The organism is Pyruvatibacter mobilis (genome assembly GCF_012848855.1).
Classification (GTDB): Bacteria; Pseudomonadota; Alphaproteobacteria; order CGMCC-115125; family CGMCC-115125; genus Pyruvatibacter; species Pyruvatibacter mobilis.
The window spans coordinates 2,171,531-2,194,530 of the sequence record NZ_CP051630.1 but is presented as its reverse complement, the minus strand read 5'-3'; the positions used below and the strand labels follow the sequence as shown (position 1 = coordinate 2,194,530).

Sequence of the window (23,000 nt, the reverse complement as noted above, 5' to 3'; positions counted from 1 at the left end):
ACTCCAGCAAGCCTGGCAACACGACATGCGTTACGTATCAACCCGCGGCGACGCCCCGGTTCTCGATTTTGAAGACGTGCTCCTCTCGGGCCTCGCCCGTGATGGCGGCCTCTACGTGCCCGAGACCTGGCCAACCTTCAGCGCCGCGGATTTCGCTGAGATGGCCGGGCGTCCGTACACGGACGTGGCCACGCGCGTTGTCCGGCCCTTTGCCCCGTCTATCCCAGAAGACGATATCGCCAGCATGGTTGAAGCTGCCTATGGCACCTTCGCCCATCCGGCTGTTGCGCCGCTGGCGCAGCTAGACGCAAACGAGTTCCTGCTTGAGCTGTTCCACGGGCCGACCCTGGCCTTCAAGGATTTGGCGATGCAGCTGCTCGGCCAGCTCTTCTCCCATGTGCTCACCAAGCGCGGCGAGCAGGTGACCATTGTCGCGGCAACGTCCGGTGATACGGGCGGGGCTGCCATCGAGGCCTTTGCCGGGCTTGACGCAGTGAATGTGGTGGTGCTGCACCCGAAAGGCCGGGTGTCGGACGTCCAGCGCCGGCAGATGACGACGGTGAAGGCTGCCAACGTCCACAACATCGCGCTCGACGGCAATTTCGATGATTGCCAGGCGCTGGTGAAGGCGATGTTCAACGATCTGGCGTTCCGCGACCGGGTGAAGCTGGCCGCGGTCAACTCCATCAACTGGAGCCGCATCCTCGCGCAGGTGGTCTACTACGTCACCGCAGCCACCACGCTGGGCGCACCGCACCGCCCCGTGTCTTTCTCAGTGCCCACCGGCAATTTCGGCGATATCTTTGCAGGCTACGTCGCCAAGCGCATGGGCCTGCCCATCGACCGGCTGGTGATCGCCACCAACATCAACGACATTCTCGACCGTACCCTGAAGACCGGGGCCTACACCGTGGAGGGCGTGACGCCCACCGACGCGCCGTCCATGGACATTCAGGTCTCGAGCAATTTCGAACGCCTGCTGTTCGAGGTCTATGGCCGGGACGCTGCCCGCGTGCGCGCCGCCATGAACGGCCTCAAGCAATCCGGCAGTTTCACCGTCGAGGCAGACGGGCTTGCCGCCATGCGCGAGGAGTTCGGGTCCGCGCGCGTCAGCAATGACGCCATGCACGCCACCATGAAGCAGGTGCATGAGACGCTCGGCATGCTGATCGATCCGCATACGGCGGTTGGCCTGGCTGCTGCGCGCGACGTGCTGGTATCGACAGGCGCCCCGATGGTGACGCTGTCAACCGCCCATCCCGCCAAATTCCCCGCTGCCGTTGAAGCCGCCACCGGCCTCCACCCGGCCCTGCCGCCGCACCTCGATGATCTCTTCGACCGCGAAGAGCGGATGACCGCGCTGCCGAACGACCTCGCCGCCGTCCAGGCCTTCGTCGAGGAAAAGACGCGCGCTTCATGACGGTCAGGGTCTCCCGCCTCGATAACGGCCTGACGGTCGTCACCGATCCCATGCCCAACATCATGACGGCAGCCGTGGCGCTGACCGTCAATGCGGGCGCGCGCCATGAGACACAGGCCCAGCACGGCATCGCCCACATGCTGGAGCACATGGCCTTCAAGGGCACGGCAACGCGCTCGGCGGCCGAGATCGTCGGCGCGATCGAACGCGTCGGCGGGTCGCTCAATGCGGCCACCAGCCACGAGAACACGGTCTATGCGGCCCGCATACTGGCCGAGGATGTGCCGCTCGCGGTAACCCTCATTGGCGACATCATCGAGAACTCCCGGCTGGAACCCGAAGAGCTGGCGCGCGAGCAGGGCGTGGTCCTGTCGGAAATCGGCGAAGCGGAAGACACGCCGGATGATCTCGTCTTCGAGATGATGTCCGAAACAGCTTTCCCGGATCAGCCCCTTGGCCGTCCGATCCTCGGCACGCGTGACAGTGTGCGTGCCATGACGGTGGACAGCATTCGCGGATATCTGTCGGGCCATTACCGGCCCGGCTCCATGATCCTGAGCGCGGCCGGGGCCGTTGATCACGACAGTTTCTGCGCCATGGCGGCAGATGCCTTCCGCATGAGCGATGGCCGCGAGGCCAGCAGCTTCGCGCCCGCCCGTTATCAGGGCGGCATCACGACCCGCGCCCGCGACCTCGACCAGACCCACCTGGTGCTGGGCTTCGAGGGGGCACCCACCGGCAGCGACGGGTTCTTCACAGCGGACATCGCCTCCACCATTCTCGGCGGCGGCATGTCTTCGCGGCTGTTCCAGGAAGCCCGCGAGCGGCGCGGCCTGTGCTACTCGATCTATGCCTACAGCTGGGGCTTTGCCGAGACGGGCCTGTTCGGCGTCTATGCGGGCACGGCGCCGGAAGACGTTGCCGATCTGTCGGACGTGATCCGCCACGAGATCTGTGCCATGGCGCAGGGCGTGACCGAGGACGAAATTGCGTCGGCCTGTGCCCAGTCAAAGGCGGGGCTGTTGATGAGCCTCGAGAACTGTGCCTCGCGCGCTGAACAGATTGCCCGGCATCTTGTGGTGTTTGGTGAGGTGTTGCCCGCCGAAGTACTGGTGGCCCGTCTTGAAGCGGTCACCGCAGAAGATGTGAGCGCCTTCATGCAGCGCGTGGCGGCGGAGGCGGAGGCCACGGTGTCAATCGTGGGGCCGGGGGATCCGGCGGCCTCCGCGCAGCGCATCGCCGCCGCCTACGGTTCGGGCTGACCGGAAGAGAAGCGCAGGCTCGCGCCCTGCTTGCCAGCTCCGTCCCCGGCGCGGCAAAATCCGGACACAAGCTGCCGCATCCGCAGGCAGCCGACGATCAGGACGCTGGGAGGCGTATGCATGGCCCTGCTGAGGCACCGGAGCGCCGGTGATGATGCCTATGCCCTGGAAGGAGACGGCGTCACCCTGCGCCTGCCGCGCCAGGGGGACTATGCGGAGTGGGCGGAGCTGCGGGCCCGCAGCCGTGCTTTCCTCACGCCCTGGGAGCCGACATGGCCTGCCGATGATCTGACCCGCACGGCCTTCCGCCGCCGCCTTCGCCGCTATGGCCGTGACGTGCGGGACGATGCGGCCTATCCCTTCTTCGTGTTTTCCTCGCGTACCGGGCGGCTCGTTGGCGGCTGTACCCTGTCCAACATCCGCCGCGGCGTCGCGCAGACCTGTTCGCTCGGCTACTGGGTGGGGGACCCCTACAAGCAGCAGGGATTTACCGGTGCGGCCGTGCGCACCCTCATTCCCTTTGTCTTCAATCAGCTGAAGCTGCACCGGCTTGAGGCCGCCTGCCTGCCCAGCAATGAGCCTTCGGCGCGGCTGCTGCTGGCCTGCGGGTTCACCCGCGAAGGCTATGCCCGCAATTACCTCCGCATCGACGGGGCCTGGCGGGACCATCTGCTCTTCGCGATCCTCTCCACCGATCCGCGTCCGTAAGGCGCGTGCGGGGGGCGCATCTGCTTGTCAGACGCAGGACCGGGACGCTACCAAGGACATGGGTGTTTCGGCCCCGCAGCCTTTTGATTCGCATCCTGAAAATGCGTGTCCCGAGGGGTGTGAGCGGGCGGACTGGACGGCACCCGAAATGGAACCAGAGCCGGGCGACAGGAAAGGGCAGCCTCATCCGCATTTTCGACCAGTTGCCGTTTTTGCGCTCCCCTAGCCATGCCCGGGTCCGGGCCTGGCCGCGCGCCTCACGCCCGGTTGCAGCCCCTGTTGCGGTCCTTGTCGCATCCCTTGTTGTCTGCATCGGAGTGCTAGCGGCACCTGTGCCCCTGCAGGCTCAGGAGAGCCGCCCGGCGGTGCCTGCCGCGTCTCCCGCCGAAGAGGGTGACATCTTCGATGCCCGGCCCGGCACCACCGCCGGTGATGAAGACGAAGGGGAAGGTAAGACCGCCGTTGAGCAGGAGATGCCTGAGGCGGATTTTTCCGGCATGCCCGCCGAAGGTCTGCCCGGCCCGCACACCATCCCGGTTGTGGTGGTTGATCCCGCGCAGCCTGAGGTGGACCTCACCTCCGTGATCGTGCGCCTGCCGGCGGACCGTGAAGCCGTGCTGCCCGGCCCGGTGCCGCTGGTGATGCTGGACACCGAAGCGGATTTCGCCCGCGTGTGGCTTGTCTTCGCCCTGCAGAACCCGCTGGAGCAGCCGCAGCAACGTATCCTGTCCATCGACCGTTCAGCCCTGTGGGCATCCGGCATTGCCCCGGTGCGCAGCGCCCTGTCGGAGCTTGGCGGCTGGCGCATCACGCCTGCCGACCATCCCTTGCCGCAGCCGGTGCCCGGAGCCTCGGCACGCAGCGGCGATACGCGGGCGCTGCTGACCCTGCCGCCGCGCACCACCACCACCTTCGCCATCCCCTTCGGGGCTTCCGCACCCACGCCGGTGACCCTGTGGCAGCCGGAAGCCCTGACGGCAGCGGAAGCGGGCCGTGCCTCTTTCGCTGGGCTCGTGGTCGGCGCGCTGGCGATTGCTTTTGCCTTCTTCGCAGCCCAATGGGCCCAGCACCTGGCGCATCATCTGCGCGGGCCCGCCGGCCCCTCCGGCACCATGCCCCACGGCACCGTCTGGCAGGCCACCCTGCTGACCGGCGGCGCGCTGGCCTATGAGCTGGCCGCGCAGGGTTATCTGGCGGGCACCTTCGGCTGGAGTGCCGCCTGGGATGCGCGCATGACCGCCGTGATGCTGGCCATGGCAACAGGCGCTGCGGCCCATGTGCTGGCGACCGAGCGTATCCGCGCCCTGTCGCCGGACCGGGAGCAGCTTGCCCGGCTCACCGGGTGGGGCGTGCTGCCCGCAGCGCTGCTGGTGCTGGTGCTGCCGTCCATCGGCATTCCCTTCATCCGCCTCATCGCCTTTGCCGTGGCGCTGGGCGGCGTGGCGGCGCTGACCGCCGGCCGCAATGCAGAGGAAAGCCTGATGCCGCGCATGACCCCGGCAGCAGGCGAGTTGCGCGCCGGTTGGGCACTTATTGCACTCGCCGCCATCCTCGCTGCCTTTGCGACCCAGGGCCTGATGCCCCGATCGCCCGCTGTCGAGATGATCATCCACGCGCTTGCGGTGCTCGGCATTCTCATCGCCGCCTACGCGCTGGCAGGACCGTCCACCCTCAACGCGGCGCGCCTTGCCGCCCGCAAGACCATGGCCACGGCCTCCAGGATGGTCACCGGCGGAGCAGGGGACCATGCCGGCCCGGCAGGGCAGGCGACCTCTCCCCATGCCGCCACGCACATGGAAACACCGGAACTCAAGCTGCCTGACGCGGATGCCATTCGCGCCGAGCAGCGCAGCGCGCTGGCCCTGGCCGGGGCGGGCGAAGCCGTGTGGGACCTCGATGTGGACACCGGCATGCTCTATGTGGACCCGTCGCTGGAAGCACATCTGGGCCTCGTGCCCGGCAGCCTCGGCGGCCGCTTCGAGACCTGGATGGCCCGCGTCCATCGCGATGACCGGCGGCATGTGTCGCAGGTGTTGGACGAGCATGTGGAACTGGGCAACGCCAATTTCAGCCTCGAGATGCGGCTGGAGCATGCCGAACCGGTGCAGGGCAGCCGCTGGTTGGAACTTCGCGCCACCTGCTTTGCCGGCGAGGACGGGTTTGCCCGCCGCGTTGTCGGCACCATCGCCGACATCACCGAACGCCACGAGGCGCAGGCGGGCCTTGTGCGCGAAACGCTGCATGATCCGCTCACGGGTCTCGCCAACCGGCCGCTCTTCGTGGACCGCCTGCACCGCGCCTGCCTGCGCGCCCAGAACACCCATGAGCGCATCGCCCTGGTACTGGCTGATATCGACCGCTTCAAGCAGGTGAATGAGAGCCTCGGCCATGACACGGCCGACACGCTGCTGCAGGCACTGGCCCAGCGCCTGCGCGCGCTTATCGCGCCGGAAGACACATTGGCCCGCATTGATGGCGATACCTTTGCCATGCTGGTGGCCGGCTGGACCGACGAGACCGGCCCCGCCGACATTGCCCGGCTGGTGCAGGAGGCAATCTCGCAGCCGCTTGAGGTTGGCGGGCGCGAAATCTTCCCCACGGCAAGCGTCGGCTTCACCATCCGCGAACCGCACCACGAGCGGGGGGAGACCCTGCTGGGAGAAGCTGACCTGGCCTTGCGTCTTGCCAAGCGGCAGGGGGATACGGTGCTGCAGTTCAGCCCCGACATGCGTCCGGCGGATGACGAGATTGAAACGGAAAGCAGCCTTCGCCGGGCGCTTGAGCGCGGCGAAATTCTGCTGGCCTACCAGCCCATCGTGGACCTGGCATCCGGGCGCCTTGCGGGGTTTGAGGCGCTGGTGCGCTGGCGGCACCCGTCGCGCGGCCTCATCTCGCCGGACGAATTCGTGCCGGTGGCGGAGCGCTCGGGCCTGATCAACCAGATCGGCAGCCATGTACTTGAGCTGGCCGCAGGCGACCTCGCCACCTGGCAGGCGGACTTCCCGCAGCAGCCGCCGCTGTTCGTCAGCGTCAATGTTTCAAGCCGCCAGCTGCTCGATGATCTGCCTGCCCGGATCGAGGACCTTCTGGCGCGCAGTAAGATCGCGTCCGGCAGCCTGCGGCTGGAAATCACCGAGTCGCTGGTGATGAACAATCCGGACATGGCGGCGCGTGTGCTGGAGGAGATCAAGGGCTTCGGCGTGAAGCTGGCGCTGGATGATTTCGGCACGGGCTACGCGTCCCTCAGCTATCTGCAACGCTTCCCCTTTGATGTGGTGAAGATCGACAAGAGCTTCGTGCAGGCGATGGCGCGGACTGATGAGCCAGATGCCATTGTGCAGTCGGTCCTTAACCTGGCCGACGGCCTGCACCTTTCCGTGGTGGCAGAAGGGGTGGAGGACGAAGAAGTGCGCGATCGGCTCGAGCAGCTCGGCTGCACTTATGGCCAGGGCTTCCTGTTCGGCCAGCCGATGGAAGCCGGCGACACGCATGACCTCATCGCCCGTCAACAGGACTGACGGCGCAAAGAACGAGTCCCGCGTGCCGGAATGAAGGTCAGGCGTGGCCGGCGTCCGCCGACAGCAGCAGCGGATCAACACCCATATGAGCGAGCGCGGCGGCCCATTTGTCATCCGTCTCCGCCTTGAAGACGAGCTCCGGTGCGGCGTCGCTCACAAGCCAGCCATTGGACTTGATTTCGGCCTCGAGCTGACCCGCAGACCAGCCGGCATATCCAAGCAGCAGCAGATAGCGGTCCGGCCCCGTGCCGTCGGCGATGGCGCGCAGGATGTCGGTGGTGGCGGTAAGCGCCACACCGTCGCCCACGGGCAGTGTGCTGGCGGTGCCGCCATAGTCCCGGCTATGCAACACGAAGCCGCGGCCGGTATCCACCGGGCCGCCCACATGCACCGGAACATCCACCGGCGACAGGCTCTGGGTCTGGATGTGTAGCTGGCTCAGGAGATCCGGGAAGGAAATGTGCGACGCCAGCTTGTTGACGATCAGCCCCATCGCCCCTTCATCGCTGTGCGAGCACATATAGACCACCGACTGCGCAAAGCGGCTGTCCTCCATGCCGGGCATGGCGATGAGGAAGCGCCCCTGCAGGGAGCCTGACAGCCCGAATGCGCCGGGCGCGGGGGAGAAGGGATCGGTTGATGCCATAACGCTGCGAGACTACCTCCTGTGCCGGACCCGGCCAAAGCCCGTTTCCCATTGGCGTTAACGATTGGCCCACGGGCCGGACGCCCGAGCACATCACCGGACCTGTGAAGCCAGTTCCTTCACGCAAGGGTGACCGTCCGGAAGCTTGGCGTTCAGCTTTAAGCGCTAATATGGCGTCATTATGCAGTTCCGTCGTTCAGCCATCTGCCCTGTCCGCTTTTTCACCGCGCGCGCCATCGCCACGCGCGCCGTCACCGCGTCGGTGCTCATGCTTGTCGCCCTGCTGACAGGGATGTCGGCAGGCGCGTCACCCTGCCATGCGGCAGACCGGTCCCTGACGAGCCGCCTGTTCGGCGAGCGCGCGCCGGAGGGTGCCAGCGCATGGGACAAGGCCATGACATCAAGCCTGCGGCTGGTCGCGGCCCGGACGGGCAGCACCCCGCTGCCCGGTGAGACGGCAATTGCCGCAGGCGTCGAGATCACGCTGGCACCCGGCTGGAAGACCTATTGGCGCAATCCCGGTGACAGCGGCATCGCGCCGGTCTTCGATTTCTCCCGCTCACGGAACGTCGCTGCTGTGGAGGTGGCCTATCCCATGCCGCAGCGGTTCGAGCTGCCGGGCGATATCAGCTTCGGCTATGAGGACCGGGTCGTGTTCCCCCTCAGCGTGACCCTGGCAGACCCGTCGCGGCCCGTAACCCTGACGGCCGATGTGGTCTATGGGGCCTGCGAGGAATTGTGCATTCCCGTCGAGGCCAGTGCTGAACTCGATTTGCCTGCCCGCTCCGGCGGTGCGACGGAATTCGCCGGCCTCATCGCCCGCTGGCAGGCCATGGTGCCCGCTGATCATGAGGCGCGGGTAGAAGCCGCCGACATCGTCACCCGCGACGGCCAGGACTGGCTGCATCTGCGCGTCAGCGCGTCAGCGCCGCTTGCTGCCCCGGTGCTGATTGCCGAACCAATGCCCGGCGATGACGGCGGCATGGGCACGCTCTATCTCGGGCCATTGGACATGACATATGAGGGCGACGCTGCGGAATTCATGCTGCCGGCAAAGCCCCTGCGCGATGCCCAGGGCCTCGCGCAGACCGGCGGCAGCTTCCGCGTCACCCTCGCGGACCTCGGCCCGATGCCGGACGGCGCGATGAAACCCGTCTGGGCCCAGCAATTCGAACTGCATCTGCCGCCGCGCGACGGGTCCGGCAGCCACTGACAGGGCCGGGGGGCATTTGCTCTGGCCTTGTCCCCCGCCTGTGGGCTTAAATGCCGCCGAACGTCACCGGCTCTGCCGGTGCACCAGGGAACAAGCCCGCCGCCAGCCGCGCCGGGCACATAGCCAGGATCAAAGGGAGCCCGAAATGGCCATCAGTGTTGGCGACCGCATCCCCGATGCAACCCTCACAATCATGACCGAGAACGGCCCGACGCCGGTCACCACAGGTGACCTGTTCAAGGGCAAGAAGGTGGTGATGTTCGCGCTGCCCGGTGCCTTCACACCGACCTGCTCAAACCAGCACCTGCCGGGATTCATTCAGCATGCGGATGATATCAAGGGTAAGGGCGTCGACGACATCATCTGTCTGTCGGTCAATGATGCGTTCGTGATGGATGCCTGGGGCAAGCAGCAGAGCGCCGGCGGCAAGGTCACCATGGTGGGTGACGGTAATGGCGATCTCACCAAGGCCATGGGCCTCGATTTCGACGGCTCCGGCTTCGGCATGGGCACCCGCTCGCAGCGCTATTCCATGCTGATCGACGATTGCGTGGTGAAGAGCCTCAACATGGAAAGCAATCCCGGCGAGGCCAAGGCCTCCGGCGCCGAAACCATGATGGGCCAGCTCTGAGCGGTAATTGCCCTCAGGCGACAGCAAGACCAAGCGCTCCTTCCCCGGCCGGGGAGGGAGCGTTTTGCTATCGGTAGGCTTCCAGGCCGCCGCGCGCCAGTTCATCGGCGCGCTCGTTCTGCGGGTGGCCGGCATGGCCCTTCACCCAGTGCCACTCAACCTTGTGGCGGCCGGCAGCCTCTTCGAGGCGCTGCCATAGATCGGCGTTCTTTACCGGCTTCTTGGCTGCGGTCTTCCAGCCGTTCTTCTTCCAGCCATGGATCCACTTGGTGATGCCGTCGCGCACATAGGTTGAGTCCGTGTGCAGATGAACCTCCACCGGGCGCTTCATCGCTTCCAGCGCCATGATGGCGGCCATCAGCTCCATGCGGTTGTTAGTGGTGCCGGGTTCGCCGCCGGAAATCTCTTTTTCATTGCCGCCGGAGATCAGAACCGCACCCCAGCCGCCGGGGCCGGGATTGCCCGAACATGCCCCGTCCGTATAGACGTCAACCCGCGTCATTACCCACCATATCCATAATCAGCAGCACTCACTGCGTGCTGATGAAACCGCAGCCGCTTGAGATATTCACGCGGGTCCTTCGGTTTCACCAGCGCATCCTGCGGGCCGTCGAGCCAGTCCACCAGGCGTGTCAGCAGGAAACGCATGGCCGCTCCGCGCGCCAGCAGGGGCAGCGCGTCAGCTTCTTCCGGCTCAAGCGCACGCACCTTGTTGTACCCGGCCAGCAGCGCCCGGCCCTTGGTGACGTTGAAACTGTCGTCGGCCTCAAAGCACCAGGCGTTGAGGCAGATGGCAATGTCATAGGCAAAGGCATCGGTGCAGGCGAAATAGAAATCGATCAGGCCGGACAGCTCCGCCCCGATGAAGAACACATTGTCCGGGAACAGATCCGCGTGGATCACCCCGGTCGGCAGGTCCTTCGGCCAGCTGCCGGCCAGAAGCTCAAGCTCGCGGGCAATAAGCGCAGCCAGCCCTTCCGCAACCGTGTCGGCCCGGTCCCCGGCCGTGGCTGCCAGGGGCGCCCAGCCGTCGACGGACAGGGCATTGGCCCGCGTCATGCCGAAATCCGCGCCCGCCTCATGCAGCCGCGCCAGCGCCATGCCCACCTGCTGGCAATGCTCCGCGCGGGGGCGTTTCACGTCCATGCCTTCAAGGAAGGTGACCAGCGCAGCCGGGCGTCCGGCCACGCGCTGCAGGACCGACCCGTCGCGCGCATGCACCGGCACCGGGCAGGAGAGCCCGCGCGCCGACAGATGCTCCATCAGCCCCAGGAAAAAGGGCAGATCATTTTCAGAGGTGCGCTTCTCATACAGTGTGAGAATGAACGGGGAGACGGTGGTGTGCAGCAGGAAGTTGGAGTTCTCCACCCCTTCCGCAATGCCCTTGGCAGACTGAAGCGTGCCGATGTCATAGCGCTCCACAAGCGCCGTCAGCTCTTCGTCCGAAATGTCCGTGTAAACCGCCATGCCGCTTGGTATCAGCCCCGCGCCCGGAATTCCAATGGGCTTTTCTGATTTTCCGCAGGCAGCGAGCAGGCCGTGGAAAGAGGCCTCAGGCGGTGAGGGCGCGCGGCAGCTTGAAGATCACGTCTTCTGAGGAGACGGTCACTTCCTCGACCGTCACCATGAAGCGGGCTTGCGCTTCGGCAATCACGTCCTGCACCAGCAGTTCCGGTGCGGACGCGCCTGCCGAGATGCCAAGGACGAAACGGCCGTCCTTGCTGGTGACGGCGCGGTCAAGCGCCTCCCAGTCCACCTCGTCGGCCTTCTGCACCAGCCGGGCTTCCGGGCAGCCCGCCTTTTGCGCCACTTCCACCAGCCGGACGGAATTGGATGAGTTGGGCGCACCCACCACCAGCATCATGTCGCAGGCCTCGGCAATTGCCTTGATGGCGGCCTGGCGGTTGGTGGTGGCGTAGCAGATGTCGTTCTTGTGCGGCCCGCGGATTGCCGGGAACCGGCGTGTCAGCGCGTTGACGATATCCAGCGTGTCGTCCAGCGACAGGGTGGTTTGCGTCACATAGGCGAGCTTCATCGGGTCCGGCGGCGAGACAGCATCGGCATCCTCGACCGTCTCCACCAGGGTGATGGCCCCTTCGGGCAGCTGGCCCAGCGTGCCCACCACTTCCGGGTGGCCCTTGTGGCCGATCATAAGGATGTGGCGGCCTTCGTCATGGTGACGGTTGGCCTCCACATGCACCTTGGAGACGAGCGGGCAGGTGGCATCCAGATAGAACATGCCCCGCGATTCGGCATCCGCCGGCACCGATTTGGGCACGCCGTGGGCGGAGAAGATGACCGGCCGCGTCTTGTCGGCGATTTCCTCGAGCTCTTCCACGAAGACCGCGCCCTTGGCCTCGAGCCCTTCCACCACATGGCGGTTATGCACAATCTCGTGGCGCACATAGACCGGCGCGCCATACTTCTCGATTGCCCGCTCCACCATAAGGATGGCGCGGTCCACGCCCGCACAGAAGCCGCGCGGTGCGGCAAGGCGGATCGAGAGAAGGGGCTTGTGGGTCACGTAACATTCTTTCCGTCGGGGCCGAGGGTGTCCGGGGCGGGGCGCGGCGGCCGCTGAAAGGCCGCGTCGGCCTTGGCCGCTGTGCCGGAGCCACCTTGCCGGGGGAAGGGCGCTTGGCTACTGTTCGCCTCCCGCCGCCCTCGGGGCCGTGTCGTCGCATCCTGTGCGACAGATAAGGCGTAAGTGCGGCTTCCCGCCTCCCAAGTCAAGGCGCCAAACGACGCATGGCCGACGGAAGAAACAACAATCAGATCATGGGCTTATCGATGACCACCACTTTCACACGCTCCTGGGGACAGGCAATGGCGGCAACGGGCCTCGCGCTGGTGCTGGCCGGCTGTGGCTGGTGGAGCGGCGAAAGCCGCGAGCAGGTGGTTAAGCGCGGCTGCCCCGGCGCAGGCATCCTGGCCGATGCCCGCATGAAGGTGGATTACCGCGGCAGCGGCGGGCGCGACATCACCGACGTGGCCTATCGCTGGGAGCTGCTCGATGTGGCAACCATCTGCGACTATGACGAGACGGTGGTGAGCGTCGACTATGCCTTGAGCATGTCCGTCGATCTCGGCCCCGCCGCCCGCAACAGCGTGGTGTCGACTCCGGTCTTCGTGGCACTGACCAAGGACGGCGAATCGGTGATGGACAAGACCTATTTCGATGCCGAGGTGGAATTCGCCCCCGGCCAGCGCTCGGTGGTCTACACGCGCACCTTCGAGAACATGGAAATTGAGGTGGGCGAGGAAAACGGCGCTGCCTACGAGATCATCATCGGCTTCCAGCTCACGCCCCACGAAGTGGAAGAAAACCGCCGCAGGGCACGCTATTAGGCCGACCAGCCGCGTTCCGGGCGCGTATTGCTGCGTTGCTGCATGGCAGCAATCCTGTGCCCGCGCGCCGGTGAGCTGCTATTGCGATTGACTCTGCTCAGACCCCACCTATCATCGCCGACGTCAGCCTAACCTGCGCGGGAGAGACTGACGGGCCGGTCGCAGCCCATGCCGTGACTGCCCGAAAGCGCCGAAGGAGCAACCGCCCCGGAAACTCTCAGGCACCGAGGACCGCGTGGGGATGACACTCTGGAAAGCAGGCCCGGGCTCTTGGTCCGGTCCTCACCGACGGAGTAAACCCGCCGCAGCCGCGATAAACCGCAGCGGGTGAATCTCTCAGGTCTTCGACAGAGGGGGCGTCATTCGCCCGGGAGACCTCCCGGACAGGATGGCCGCCAACCGATTCTGTTGAAAGACCCCACGTGGCTGACATTCATTCCGACGATCTCAAGACGACGCCGTTGCACGCCCTGCATATCGAACTGGGCGGCAAGATGGTGCCCTTCGCCGGCTATGACATGCCCGTGCAATACCCGCTGGGTGTGCTCGGCGAGCATCTGCACACCCGCGCAAAGGCCGGGCTGTTCGATGTCAGCCATATGGGACAGGCCTTCCTCATCGGCCCGGATCACGACACGACCGCCGGGGCGCTTGAAGCGCTGGTGCCCGGCGACATGCGCGGTCTCGGCCTCGGCCAGCAGCGCTACACGGTGTTGCTGACGGATGAAGGCGGCATCATCGACGACCTGATGGTCACGCGCTCCACCTCCGAGGACGATGATGGCCGGCTGATGCTGGTGGTGAATGCCGCGCGCAAGGATGTTGACTACGCGCATATCAAAAGCCGCCTGCCCGACGGTGTGCGGCTTGAAACGCGGGACGACCGCGCGCTTCTGGCCCTGCAGGGGCCAATGGCTGCCGACGTGCTGGCCCGCCACTGCCCGCAGGCCGCAGGGCTGAGCTTCATGGAAGCCGCCAGCGGCACGTTTGACGGCATTGATCTGCATCTCAGCCGCTCGGGCTATACGGGTGAGGACGGCTACGAGATTTCCGTCGCTGCCGACAAGGTAGAGGACGTGGCCCGCGCGCTGCTGGCCCACGAAGAGGTGGAACCCATCGGCCTCGGCGCGCGCGACAGCCTGCGGCTGGAAGCAGGCCTGTGCCTCTATGGCAGCGATATCGACGAAACCACATCTCCGGTGGAGGCGGCCATTGCGTGGGTCATACCCAAGCACCGCCGCGAAGCAGGAGATTTTCCGGGTGCGGAGCGTATCCTGAAGGAACTGGCAGACGGCCCGGCGCGCAAGCGTGTCGGTATCCTGCCCGAAGGCAAGGCACCGGCCCGCGCCCACACCGAAATTCATGCCGGCGGCACCGTGGTGGGTGAAATCACCTCAGGCGGTTTCGGCCCGACAGCCGATGGCCCGGTGGCCATGGGCTATGTGGCGGCCGGGCATGCCAAACCCGGCACCGATCTGGACCTCATGGTGCGCGGCAAGCCGCGCCCCGCCAAGGTGGCGAAGATGCCCTTCGCCCCGCACCGCTACGCAAAGTAACGCTTCACGTCTTTTCCAAGGGGATCTCATCCAATGGCTGAAACCAAATACACCAAGGACCACGAATGGGTGCGCATCGAAGGTGACACGGTCACCGTCGGCATCACCGATTATGCCCAGGAGCAGCTGGGCGACGTGGTCTATGTGGAACTGCCGGATGTGGGCAAGGCCGTGAAGGCGGGCGATGAGGCCGCCGTGGTCGAATCCGTGAAGGCGGCATCCGAAGTCTACGCGCCTGTGTCCGGCGAAGTCGTGGAAGTGAACGAAACGCTGGCGGACGCACCCGCCGGCGTAAACGAAGATGCCACCGGCGCAGGCTGGTTCGTGAAGCTGAAGCTGGCGGACGCCGGTGAGCTGGACGGCCTGATGTCCGAAGACGCCTACAAGACCTACCTGTCGGAGCTCGACTGATGCGTTATTTGCCGCTGACCGCGGATGACCGCCAGCAGATGCTGGGCGTCATCGGCGCCAAGTCCATTGATGATTTGTTCGTCGACGTGCCGGAAGCCGCGCGCATCGACCATGCCTTCGACCTGCCGCCCCACCAGGGCGAGCTGGAGGTCGAACGCGCGCTCTCCGCGATGGCGGCAAAGAATGTATCTGCGGGCACCGTGCCCTTCTTCGTGGGCGCGGGCGCCTATAAGCACCACGTGCCCGCGACCGTGGATCATCTGATCCAGCGGTCTGAGTTCCTGACCTCCTACACGCCGTATCAGCCGGAGATCAGCCAGGGCACGCTGCAATATCTGTTCGAGTTCCAGACCCAGGTTGCCCTGCTGACCGGCATGGAGGTGGCCAATGCCTCCATGTATGACGGCTCCACCGCCTGCTCCGAAGCCGTGCAGATGGCGCACCGCGTCACCCGCCGCACCAAGGCGGTGCTGTCCGGAAATCTGCATCCGCATTACCGGGCGGTGATCGAGACAAACTCGAGATTTGCCGGTGATGCCGTGGTGGCCCTTGAAGCCAACGTAACGGGCACCGAAGACCTTGCCGCACAGATCGACGGCGAGACATCCTGCGTTGTCGTTCAGTACCCGGATTTCTTCGGCAACATCCAGGACCTGTCGGCCATCGCCGCCGCTGCCCATGAGCAGGGCGCGCTGCTGATCGTCGCGATCCCGGAGATCGTCTCCATGGGCGCGCTCAGGGCACCGGGCGAGATGGGCGCGGACATCGTGGTGGCCGAAGGCCAGTCCATCGGCAACCCGCTTAATTTCGGCGGCCCCTATGTGGGCCTGTTCGCCACGCGGCAGAAATATGTGCGCCAGATGCCTGGCCGCCTCGCCGGTGAAACGGTGGATGTGGATGGCCGCCGCGGCTACGTGCTGACGCTCTCCACCCGCGAGCAGCATATCCGCCGCGAGAAGGCGACGAGCAACATCTGCACCAATTCGGGCCTGTGCTGCCTGGCCTTCACCATCCACCTGTCGCTGCTGGGCGAGCAGGGCTTTACGCGGCTGGCCGCGCTCAACCACGAAAGCGCCTGCAAGCTGGCAGGCGACCTGGAGCAGGTGGCAGGCGTCGATGTGCTGACGCAGGCCTTCTTCAACGAGTTCACCATCCGCACGCCCAAGCCCGCCGTCGAGGTCATCGACGCGCTGGCGGAAAAGGGTGTGCTGGGCGGGGTGCCTGCCTCGCGCCTGATGCCGGGCAATGAGGCCGTCCGTGACCTGATTATCGTCGCGGCCACGGAGGTGAACACGGACGCAGACCGCGCTGCCTACAAGGCTGCGCTGGCGGAGGTGCTGTCATGAGCAACAAGCAGACCCATACCGGCCATCGCGGCCTCGTCTATGAAGAAGCACTGATCTTCGAGCGCGGCCGGGACGGCGCTTGCGGCGTTGACCTGCCGGAGCCCGAAGGCGTGACCCCGCGCCTCAACGGCATGGCGCGCAAGGGCGCAATCGGCCTGCCGGGCCTGTCAGAGCCGGAAGTGATGCGCCATTTCGTGCGCCTGTCACAGAAGAACTATTCGATCGATGCGGGCTTCTACCCGCTCGGCTCCTGCACCATGAAGCACAATCCGCGCCTCAACGAGAAGATGGCGCGCCTGCCGGGCTTTGCCGATGTGCATCCCCTGCAGCCGCAATCCACCGTGCCCGGCGCGCTGGAACTGATGAGCGAACTCGGCCGCTGGCTGATGGAACTGACCGGAATGCCCGCTGTCGCCATGTCGCCCAAGGCGGGCGCCCATGGCGAGCTGTGTGGTCTGATGGCAATCCGTGCCGCCCTTGAGGCGCGCGGTGAGGCCGACACCCGCACCCGCGTGCTGGTGCCCGAAAGCGCCCACGGAACCAACCCGGCAACGGCTGCGGCCTGTGGCTTTTCGGTGGACGCCATTCCGGCAACGGAAGATGGCCGCGTGGACCTGGCCGCCTTCGAGGCCAAGCTGGGCGAGGACGTGGCGGGCATCATGCTCACCAACCCGAACACCTGCGGCCTGTTCGAACGCGACATCCGCAAGATTGCCGACGCGGTGCATGATGCCGGCGGCTATTTCTACTGCGATGGCGCCAACTTCAACGCCATTGTCGGCCGCGTGAAGCCGGGTGATCTTGGTGTCGACGCCATGCACATCAACCTGCACAAGACCTTCTCCACCCCCCATGGCGGTGGCGGCCCGGGTGCAGGCCCCGTTGTACTGTCCGACGCGCTGGCGCCCTTCGCGCCCCTGCCTTACGTGGTCAAAGAGGGCGATAAGCTGCGGCTGATCGAAGATGAAGCGGCGTCAGACGCTGACCCGTTCGGCCGCATGGTGGCCTTCCACGGCCAGATGGGCATGTTCGTCCGCGCGCTGTCCTACATGATGAGCCACGGCTCAGACGGACTGCGCCAGGTGGCGGAAGACGCGGTGCTCAACGCCAACTATGTGCTGGCGTCGCTCAAGGACGTGATGAGTGCGAGCTTTGAAGGCCCCTGCATGCATGAGGCCCTGTTCGATGACCGCTTCCTCAAGGGCACGGGCGTTGAAACCCTCGACTTCGCCAAGGCGATGATCGATGAGGGCTATCATCCGATGACGGTCTATTTCCCGCTCGTCGTGCACGGCGCCATGCTCATCGAGCCGACGGAGACCGAGTCGAAATCCACCCTCGACGTCTTTATCGGGTGTATGCGCGAGCTGACGCGGGCCGCCAAAGCGGGCGAGACCGAGCGTTTCACCAATGCACCCGAATTGACCCCGCGCCGCCGCCTGGATGAGACAGCCGCCGCCCGCAAACCCATCCTCCGCTGGACGCCTCCGGCGCCGGCTCAGGCTGCGGAATAGGGCAGGGCGCTGAAGCACGCCTAGGAGACCCTCCGGTCAAGCCGGAGGGATAGCGGTGTTGAGGTGTTGGGATTATCAACCTCCCCGTATCCCCGGGCTTGACCCGGGGTCCACTCGCCGTGCCGCTTGTCGAAGCGTGTATGGAGTTGGTGGCTTGGGCGGCCTGTCCCCAAACCACACTCCCTGCGGCTCTTAGGCGATGCGAGTAGGCCCCGGGTCAAGCCAGGGGCTACGGGGGCTCAAGGATCGCACGCAGCGCAGTCGGGAATCGGCGTAGGCTTGCGGGATGACTGAGGCTGACTTCATCGCCTGCATCCGGCAGAACCCGATCAATGCCGCGATCCTTGACGGGGTACCTGATCTGGGATTGCCCGACGCATGGCTTGTCTCCGGCAGCCTGTTCCAGACCGTGTGGAACCATCTTACAGGCCGAGCGCCCGATCACGGCATCAAGGACTACGACATCTTCTATTTTGATCCGGACACGTCCTATGAGGCGGAGGACGCGCAGATCCGGCGGGTGGGACAGGTACTGGCGGACCTCGATGCCGAGATCGAGCTGCGCAATCAGGCGCGGGTGCATCTTTGGTATGAGGACCATTTCGGCGTCGATTATCCGCCACTCCGGTCCTCCTGCGAGGGCATTGACCGGTTTCTGGCGGTGGCCTGCAAGGTGGGTGTATCGCTTGACGGCAAAGAGCGCCTCTACGCCCCGGACGGCCTGGATGACCTGACAGGGATGCGGGTCCGTCCAAACCCCAGCGGCAATTTTTCCGCTGAGCACTACACTTCAAAGTCAGCCCGCTGGCACGCCATGTGGCCGGAGGTGCATGTGGTGCCGGCAGCGGGCGGATAAAGTAAATCCGCATCATCTCCGCGAACGGCCTGCCGGTGCACTCTCTGCTGCTGCGGCAGGGACACCATCCCGATTGACCTGCTAGGACGCCGTCGGGTGTCCGTCAAACTGCTTGGCGTCATCGCCGATCTGCGACCACGTCGGCTTTTCAGCGACAAACTCATGGAAGGTGTTGGTGATCTCCAGCGGCGTGTCCAGCGTGTGGGCCGAGATCGGGAAGCTGTCTTCTTCAGACAGGATTTCCCCCAGCGAGGTGCCGCAGGTCTTGCAGAAGCACCGGGCGTATTTATAGGGCGCCTCGGGTGCGTAGACCGCCACATTGTCCCGGCCTGAGACCCAGGTCAGGTCGTCTTTCTTGATGAAGACCATCGCGCTTGCGCCGACCTTGCGGCATCGCGAGCAGTGGCACATGCCCATCATGGAGGGCGGATTTGCGAGTTCGAACCTCACGGCCCCGCAACAGCAGCTTCCTTCGATCATCCTGTGCCTTCTCCCCATAACTCGATCAGGAAAAGAACATTAGTGGAACATAATGAGTCGGGCAATGCGCTTCGTGAGACCTGGCACCACATCCGGGCAACAAAAAAGCCCCGCCGCGAGGGCAGGGCTTTTTCAGGTTGTGGTGTCTCGTGAGGCTTAGACCAGACGCTGGCGAACCTGCTCGAGGCTCTGATCAATGAGCGCGTCCTGGCGGGAGGCGTCATTGGTGTCGGCCAGCACCTTGGCAGCGGCGGTGATGGCAACCTCGGTGGCTGCATCCCGGACTTCCTTAGCGGCCTGTGCTTCAGCCATGGCGATCTTCTGTTCCGCCAGGGCAGTGCGGCGGGCGACCTGCTCATCAAGCTTCTGCCGGGTTTCGGCAGCCAGGCGCTCGGCTTCGTGACGGGCCTGGGAGACAATCTCCTGGGCCTCTTCCTCGGCGTCGCGCTGCTTGCGCTGGTACTGGGCCAGCAGGGCCTGCGCTTCTTCACGCAGCTTGCGGGCTTCTTCCAGCTCAGCCTTGATGGCATCGGCGCGGGCATCCAGGGCCTGAGTGACCTTGCCGGCCACGCCGAAATAAAGAAGCAGGCCAACAAAGGCCACGAAGGAGAGGGCGGTCAGGAAGGTGCCGTCTGACAGCAGTGACAACATGACTGGCTCTCCTTAGTTCAGTTCCGCATCGACCGCAGAAGCGATCTTTGCGGCATCAACGCCGGAAACCCCAAGCTGGGCCACGACAGCCGTGGCGACATCAGAGGCGATGCCGCGCACATTGCTCATGGCTTCCGTCTTGGTCTGCTTGATCCGGGCCTCGGCTGCTTCCAGCCTCTGGTCCAGCTCGGCTTCCAGCTTCTCGCGCAGCGCGTCGGTTTCACGCGCCAGCTCTTCGCGGGTTTCAGACGCAATCTGATGGGCCTTGGCGCGGGCTTCCGCCAGTGCCGTTTCATAGCCCTCAATGGCTGCGTCGGTCTCCGCCTTGAGCTGAGCGGCCTGATCGAGATCGTTGGCGATACGGTCACGGCGGGCCTCCAGCGCCTGAGCCACGCGGGGCAGGGCCACGCGTGACATCAGGAGATAGAGAACGCCGAAAGTAAGCGCCAGCCAGATCAGCTGCGGAGCGTAGGTGGAAAAGTCGAGCTGCGGCATGCCGCCGGAATGCGCTTCGTCTTCCTGCGCAATCCCCAGCTGGGCTTCCGCCTGTTCACCGATCGCCAGCACGGCGCCCTCGCCGGTGCCCGCCTGGGCAACGACGATGGTTTCGTACTGGTTTTCGGTCATGGACGTGTCCGCCATGCTCTTTGACCCTTTCCGTCTACTGGTCTTCTAAAGTCTTGAAAGACGCTTTGGTGAAAAGCGAACTCAGACCACGAAGAGCAGCATCATGGCGACCACGAGGCCGAACAGGCCGGTGGCTTCCGCCAGGGCGAAGCCGAGCAGCAGGTTCGGGAACTGGCCCTGAGCGGCGGCCGGGTTGCGCAGGGCGCCGGCGAGGTAGTTACCGAAGATGTTACCGATACCAAGGCCGGCACCAGCAAGGGCGATGCAGGCAATACCGGCACCGACGTACTTTGCAGCTTCCGCTTCCATTTGAAGTCTCCTTGAGAGTTGTGGTCCCCGCCGCAAAACTGGAGATGGCGGATCCCGGAAGGTCGAAGTCGAAGTGAATGACGCGAGCCCGGACGGCCCGTCAGAGTTGCCTCTTAGTGGTGAACGTGCAGCGCGTCGTTGAGATAGATGCAGGTGAGAATGGCGAACACATAGGCCTGCAGGAAGGCGACAAGCACCTCAAGGCCCGTGAACGCCACCATGAAGGCCCAGGGGGCAACGCCCGCCCAGCCCAGCATGATCGCAAACCCGGCGAACACCTTCAGCATGGTGTGGCCCGCCAGCATGTTGGCGAACAGACGTACCGAAAGGCTCAGCGGACGGGTCAGGTAGGAAATCAGTTCGATCACCGAGATCAGCGGCAGCAGCACGACCGGCACGCCGGACGGCACGAACAGCTTGAACCAGCCAAGACCGTGCTTGAACAGGCCGATCAGGGTGATGCCCACGATCACGAACAGCGCAATCGCGAAGGTGATGGCGATGTGGCTGGTGACGGTGAAGGAATAGGGCAGCAGGCCAAACATGTTGGCGAACAGGATGAACATGAACAGCGAGAACACGAACGGGAAGAAGGGCTGGCCTTCGGAGCCGGTGTTCTGGCGCAGCATGTTGGCCACGAATTCGTAGGAGAGTTCCGCCATCGACTGCCAGCGGCCGGGAACCAGCGCGCGGGAGGAGACAGAGAAGATCATGAAGATCGAGATGGCGGCAACGGAGGCGACCATCCACATGGCGGAGTTGGTGAAGGAGGCATCGAAGCCGGCCAGCTCGATCGGCAGCAGACGCACGATCTCGTACTGATGCATCGGATCTACAGGAAATGCACCCGGTTCAGCTGGAGCAGCCATTTTCGCCTCTTACCACCACTTTGCCGCCCTCGGGGCGGGTCAACACATTGCCGCCCTGGGGCGGGTTCAAATCACGGCCCGCTATCGGCGAGCTAAGTCTCGTCTGCGCCAGCGTTCATCTCCCGGGCTGCGCGCACCGCATTGAGGATGCCGGCAGCGACGCCGAGGAAGAAGAACACCAGCAGGAGCCAGGGCGTCGTCCCCAGCCATTTATCCAGTGTCCAGCCGATGAACCCGCCGACCAGCACACCCGCAACCATCTCGCTCGAGAGGCGGAATGCCTGGCCGAAAGCCGTTTGCCGGTTCGTCTGGCCCCCGTCTGCCCGTCGGTTGCGCGCTTGCGTCAGGCGGCGGTCGAAATCCTCACGGCTCTTGTCTGGCTCGGTCATGGCTTTGGCCTGTCTGTCTCCGGCAAGGTGAGGTGTTCACACATGCCCGGCAATTCCCGGCAAGGTCAGTGAGCGGCTCAGAGCGCAAACGCCGTAAGCTGCTGAAAAACCTTGCAAACTGCCTTGATGACCTGCCTTGCCGTCTAAGGGCGCGGGCGCCCGAACGAACCACTCGGATGAGCGTTAAAGGGATTTCCCGCCACAAACTGCGAAAGACGCCACAGCCGGGCTTGAAGTCGCGCGCACCATAGTTTCGCCCCAACCCCCTGTCAAGCAAGGCTGGGGAGCATTTAACCGATTGATTTCATTGCAAAAAAAGCGGGTGGCCAAAGAGTCGCAGGCGGCATCTCAGCACGCGGCTGCTGCATTGCGGCAGGAAAGGGATTCTGCCCCCGCAAAATGTTGAAAATACTGGCCTGAAAGCCCTATTTGGCGCTCTCGCAGTGCCTTTTCACCGCGTCCAGGTCCTTGGCGAAGGCACCCTTTGCAGCGCCGAGGATCACCGGCAGGCTCATGCGGGCCGCGATGCCCTTCGCCCGTGCCTCCAGCGACAGGGCAAGGGCCGTCCTGCGACCGTCAGGCGTCACCTCGAAGCCCGCGTCCCAGGTGGCGCCGCCCGCCTCGGAGACAATACGCACCCAGCTGTCCGGCTCGTATTCCACAACCTCGAACACCGTCGAACGCTCGACACCGCTGATTTCGCGAAAGACTTCCCAGCGCGCGCCGACGCCTTCCTCCGTGGTGCCGAGGCAGGAGGCGCGGGTAATGCTGGGGACGGCAGCAGCGAACTCGCCCAGATGCGCCACCGTCGTGAAGACACGGCGCGGCGGGCAGGCGATGACCGAGGACAGGTTGAGACTTGGCATTGTTTCCCAATTCATTGCGGGGGATGGACGGAGCAACACTCAGCCGACCGGTGCTGCAAATTCCTTTGCCAATGCCCGTCGCAGGCGCGGGGCCATGCTGTGGACCCATTGCGGCTCGCGGTGACGGATCATCAGCCAGAACAGCTGCTTCACATCCCAGTAGGTTGCATCAATCAGCCCGCGTTCCTTGGGTGTGCGTTTGAAGTGCCAATGCACCGAGCCGGGGTACTTTTTCCGGGAGTATCCACCGATATGGGAGATGTAGATCCCCACCGATGCGGCCGCACGCTCAACCGCGGCCATGACCTGAGCCCGGTTGAGACCGTCGGGCAACTCCACATAGATGTCGTCAGACTTCTTCTCTGCCACCATGATTGCCT

Annotated in this window: 24 protein-coding genes and 2 riboswitches; of the genes, 12 read left to right on the top strand and 12 right to left on the bottom strand. The window is 64.9% G+C overall.

Features of this window, described 5'->3' with window-relative positions; genetic code table 11:
* The first annotated feature begins 25 nt into the window (after positions 1-25).
* From thrC to HG718_RS10200, 4 genes are all read left to right on the top strand, one after another.
* A complete protein-coding gene (thrC, locus tag HG718_RS10215; protein ID WP_160588330.1) occupies positions 26-1,420 on the top strand; it encodes a threonine synthase in 1,395 nt (464 codons plus the stop codon).
* On the top strand, positions 1,417-2,682 hold the full coding sequence (locus tag HG718_RS10210) for a M16 family metallopeptidase (protein WP_160588328.1): 1,266 nt from the start codon (positions 1,417-1,419) through the stop codon (positions 2,680-2,682). The genes thrC and HG718_RS10210 overlap by 4 nt, the downstream gene beginning before the upstream one ends.
* A 120-nt stretch (positions 2,683-2,802) precedes the next feature.
* Positions 2,803-3,390 (top strand): GNAT family N-acetyltransferase, encoded by a 588-nt coding sequence (locus HG718_RS10205; RefSeq protein WP_160588326.1) that lies wholly within the window; start codon positions 2,803-2,805, stop codon positions 3,388-3,390.
* A gap of 365 nt (positions 3,391-3,755) precedes the next feature.
* Positions 3,756-6,908, top strand: a complete 3,153-nt coding sequence (locus HG718_RS10200) for a putative bifunctional diguanylate cyclase/phosphodiesterase (protein WP_160588324.1) — start codon at positions 3,756-3,758, stop codon at positions 6,906-6,908.
* A 37-nt stretch (positions 6,909-6,945) separates the two neighbouring features.
* Here HG718_RS10200 and HG718_RS10195 read toward each other — a convergent pair whose 3' ends face one another.
* Positions 6,946-7,554 carry a YqgE/AlgH family protein gene (locus tag HG718_RS10195; protein WP_036264331.1) on the bottom strand — a complete coding sequence of 203 codons (609 nt, stop codon included), beginning with the start codon at positions 7,552-7,554 and terminating at the stop codon, positions 6,946-6,948.
* Positions 7,555-7,735: 181 nt separating this feature from the next.
* Here HG718_RS10195 and HG718_RS10190 point away from each other — a divergent pair, with 181 nt between their 5' ends.
* The gene (locus HG718_RS10190; protein WP_160588322.1) at positions 7,736-8,767 is read left to right on the top strand and encodes a protein-disulfide reductase DsbD domain-containing protein; all 1,032 of its coding nucleotides are present in this window, start codon (positions 7,736-7,738) and stop codon (positions 8,765-8,767) included.
* Positions 8,768-8,912: 145 nt separating this feature from the next.
* Positions 8,913-9,398 carry a peroxiredoxin gene (locus HG718_RS10185; RefSeq protein ID WP_027840777.1) on the top strand — a complete coding sequence of 162 codons (486 nt, stop codon included), beginning with the start codon at positions 8,913-8,915 and terminating at the stop codon, positions 9,396-9,398.
* A 67-nt stretch (positions 9,399-9,465) separates the two neighbouring features.
* On the opposite strand, the gene rnhA is transcribed toward HG718_RS10185, so the two are convergent.
* From rnhA to ispH, 3 genes are all read right to left on the bottom strand, one after another.
* A complete protein-coding gene (gene rnhA, locus HG718_RS10180; protein ID WP_027840778.1) occupies positions 9,466-9,900 on the bottom strand; it encodes a ribonuclease HI in 435 nt (144 codons plus the stop codon).
* Complete coding sequence (locus HG718_RS10175) at positions 9,900-10,865, bottom strand: homoserine kinase (RefSeq protein ID WP_160588320.1); 966 nt, start codon at positions 10,863-10,865, stop codon at positions 9,900-9,902. The genes rnhA and HG718_RS10175 overlap by 1 nt, the downstream gene beginning before the upstream one ends.
* Positions 10,866-10,950: 85 nt before the next feature.
* Positions 10,951-11,922 (bottom strand): 4-hydroxy-3-methylbut-2-enyl diphosphate reductase, encoded by a 972-nt coding sequence (gene ispH, locus HG718_RS10170; protein WP_160588318.1) that lies wholly within the window; start codon positions 11,920-11,922, stop codon positions 10,951-10,953.
* Positions 11,923-12,146: 224 nt separating this feature from the next.
* Between ispH and HG718_RS10165 the strand changes: the two genes are divergently transcribed.
* From HG718_RS10165 to HG718_RS10140, 6 genes are all read left to right on the top strand, one after another.
* Complete coding sequence (locus HG718_RS10165) at positions 12,147-12,746, top strand: hypothetical protein (protein ID WP_160588316.1); 600 nt, start codon at positions 12,147-12,149, stop codon at positions 12,744-12,746.
* 128 nt (positions 12,747-12,874) lie between these two features.
* Positions 12,875-12,990: riboswitch (glycine riboswitch) on the top strand.
* Between the two features lies 1 nt (position 12,991).
* Positions 12,992-13,101, top strand: a riboswitch (glycine riboswitch).
* 67 nt (positions 13,102-13,168) lie between these two features.
* Positions 13,169-14,302 (top strand): glycine cleavage system aminomethyltransferase GcvT, encoded by a 1,134-nt coding sequence (gene gcvT / locus HG718_RS10160; protein WP_160588314.1) that lies wholly within the window; start codon positions 13,169-13,171, stop codon positions 14,300-14,302.
* A 33-nt stretch (positions 14,303-14,335) separates the two neighbouring features.
* Positions 14,336-14,713, top strand: coding sequence for a glycine cleavage system protein GcvH (gene gcvH / locus HG718_RS10155; RefSeq protein WP_160588312.1), 378 nt, complete (start codon positions 14,336-14,338; stop codon positions 14,711-14,713).
* Entirely contained in the window at positions 14,713-16,059 is a 1,347-nt protein-coding gene (gcvPA, locus tag HG718_RS10150) for an aminomethyl-transferring glycine dehydrogenase subunit GcvPA (RefSeq protein ID WP_160588310.1), read from the top strand. The genes gcvH and gcvPA overlap by 1 nt, the downstream gene beginning before the upstream one ends.
* Entirely contained in the window at positions 16,056-17,573 is a 1,518-nt protein-coding gene (gene gcvPB / locus HG718_RS10145) for an aminomethyl-transferring glycine dehydrogenase subunit GcvPB (RefSeq protein ID WP_160588308.1), read from the top strand. The genes gcvPA and gcvPB overlap by 4 nt, the downstream gene beginning before the upstream one ends.
* 286 nt (positions 17,574-17,859) lie before the next feature.
* Positions 17,860-18,429 (top strand): nucleotidyltransferase family protein, encoded by a 570-nt coding sequence (locus HG718_RS10140; RefSeq protein WP_160588306.1) that lies wholly within the window; start codon positions 17,860-17,862, stop codon positions 18,427-18,429.
* Between the two features lie 81 nt (positions 18,430-18,510).
* Here the strand turns inward: HG718_RS10140 and HG718_RS10135 are convergent, their stop codons facing one another.
* From HG718_RS10135 to HG718_RS10100, 8 genes are all read right to left on the bottom strand, one after another.
* The gene (locus HG718_RS10135) at positions 18,511-18,909 is read right to left on the bottom strand and encodes a GFA family protein (RefSeq protein ID WP_027840788.1); all 399 of its coding nucleotides are present in this window, start codon (positions 18,907-18,909) and stop codon (positions 18,511-18,513) included.
* Between the two features lie 156 nt (positions 18,910-19,065).
* A complete protein-coding gene (locus HG718_RS10130; protein WP_036264339.1) occupies positions 19,066-19,560 on the bottom strand; it encodes a F0F1 ATP synthase subunit B family protein in 495 nt (164 codons plus the stop codon).
* A 12-nt stretch (positions 19,561-19,572) separates the two neighbouring features.
* Positions 19,573-20,202, bottom strand: coding sequence for a F0F1 ATP synthase subunit B (locus tag HG718_RS10125; protein WP_244617752.1), 630 nt, complete (start codon positions 20,200-20,202; stop codon positions 19,573-19,575).
* A gap of 66 nt (positions 20,203-20,268) precedes the next feature.
* Positions 20,269-20,496: a F0F1 ATP synthase subunit C gene (locus HG718_RS10120; protein WP_027840791.1), complete on the bottom strand. Its 228-nt coding sequence runs from the start codon at positions 20,494-20,496 to the stop codon at positions 20,269-20,271.
* A 113-nt stretch (positions 20,497-20,609) separates the two neighbouring features.
* Entirely contained in the window at positions 20,610-21,365 is a 756-nt protein-coding gene (locus HG718_RS10115) for a F0F1 ATP synthase subunit A (RefSeq protein ID WP_036264341.1), read from the bottom strand.
* Positions 21,366-21,457: 92 nt separating this feature from the next.
* Positions 21,458-21,754 (bottom strand): AtpZ/AtpI family protein, encoded by a 297-nt coding sequence (locus tag HG718_RS10110; RefSeq protein ID WP_027840793.1) that lies wholly within the window; start codon positions 21,752-21,754, stop codon positions 21,458-21,460.
* Positions 21,755-22,179: 425 nt separating this feature from the next.
* Positions 22,180-22,620 (bottom strand): SRPBCC family protein, encoded by a 441-nt coding sequence (locus HG718_RS10105; RefSeq protein WP_160588304.1) that lies wholly within the window; start codon positions 22,618-22,620, stop codon positions 22,180-22,182.
* A gap of 39 nt (positions 22,621-22,659) precedes the next feature.
* Positions 22,660-22,992, bottom strand: coding sequence for a hypothetical protein (locus tag HG718_RS10100; RefSeq protein ID WP_160588302.1), 333 nt, complete (start codon positions 22,990-22,992; stop codon positions 22,660-22,662).
* Positions 22,993-23,000: the final 8 nt, after the last annotated feature.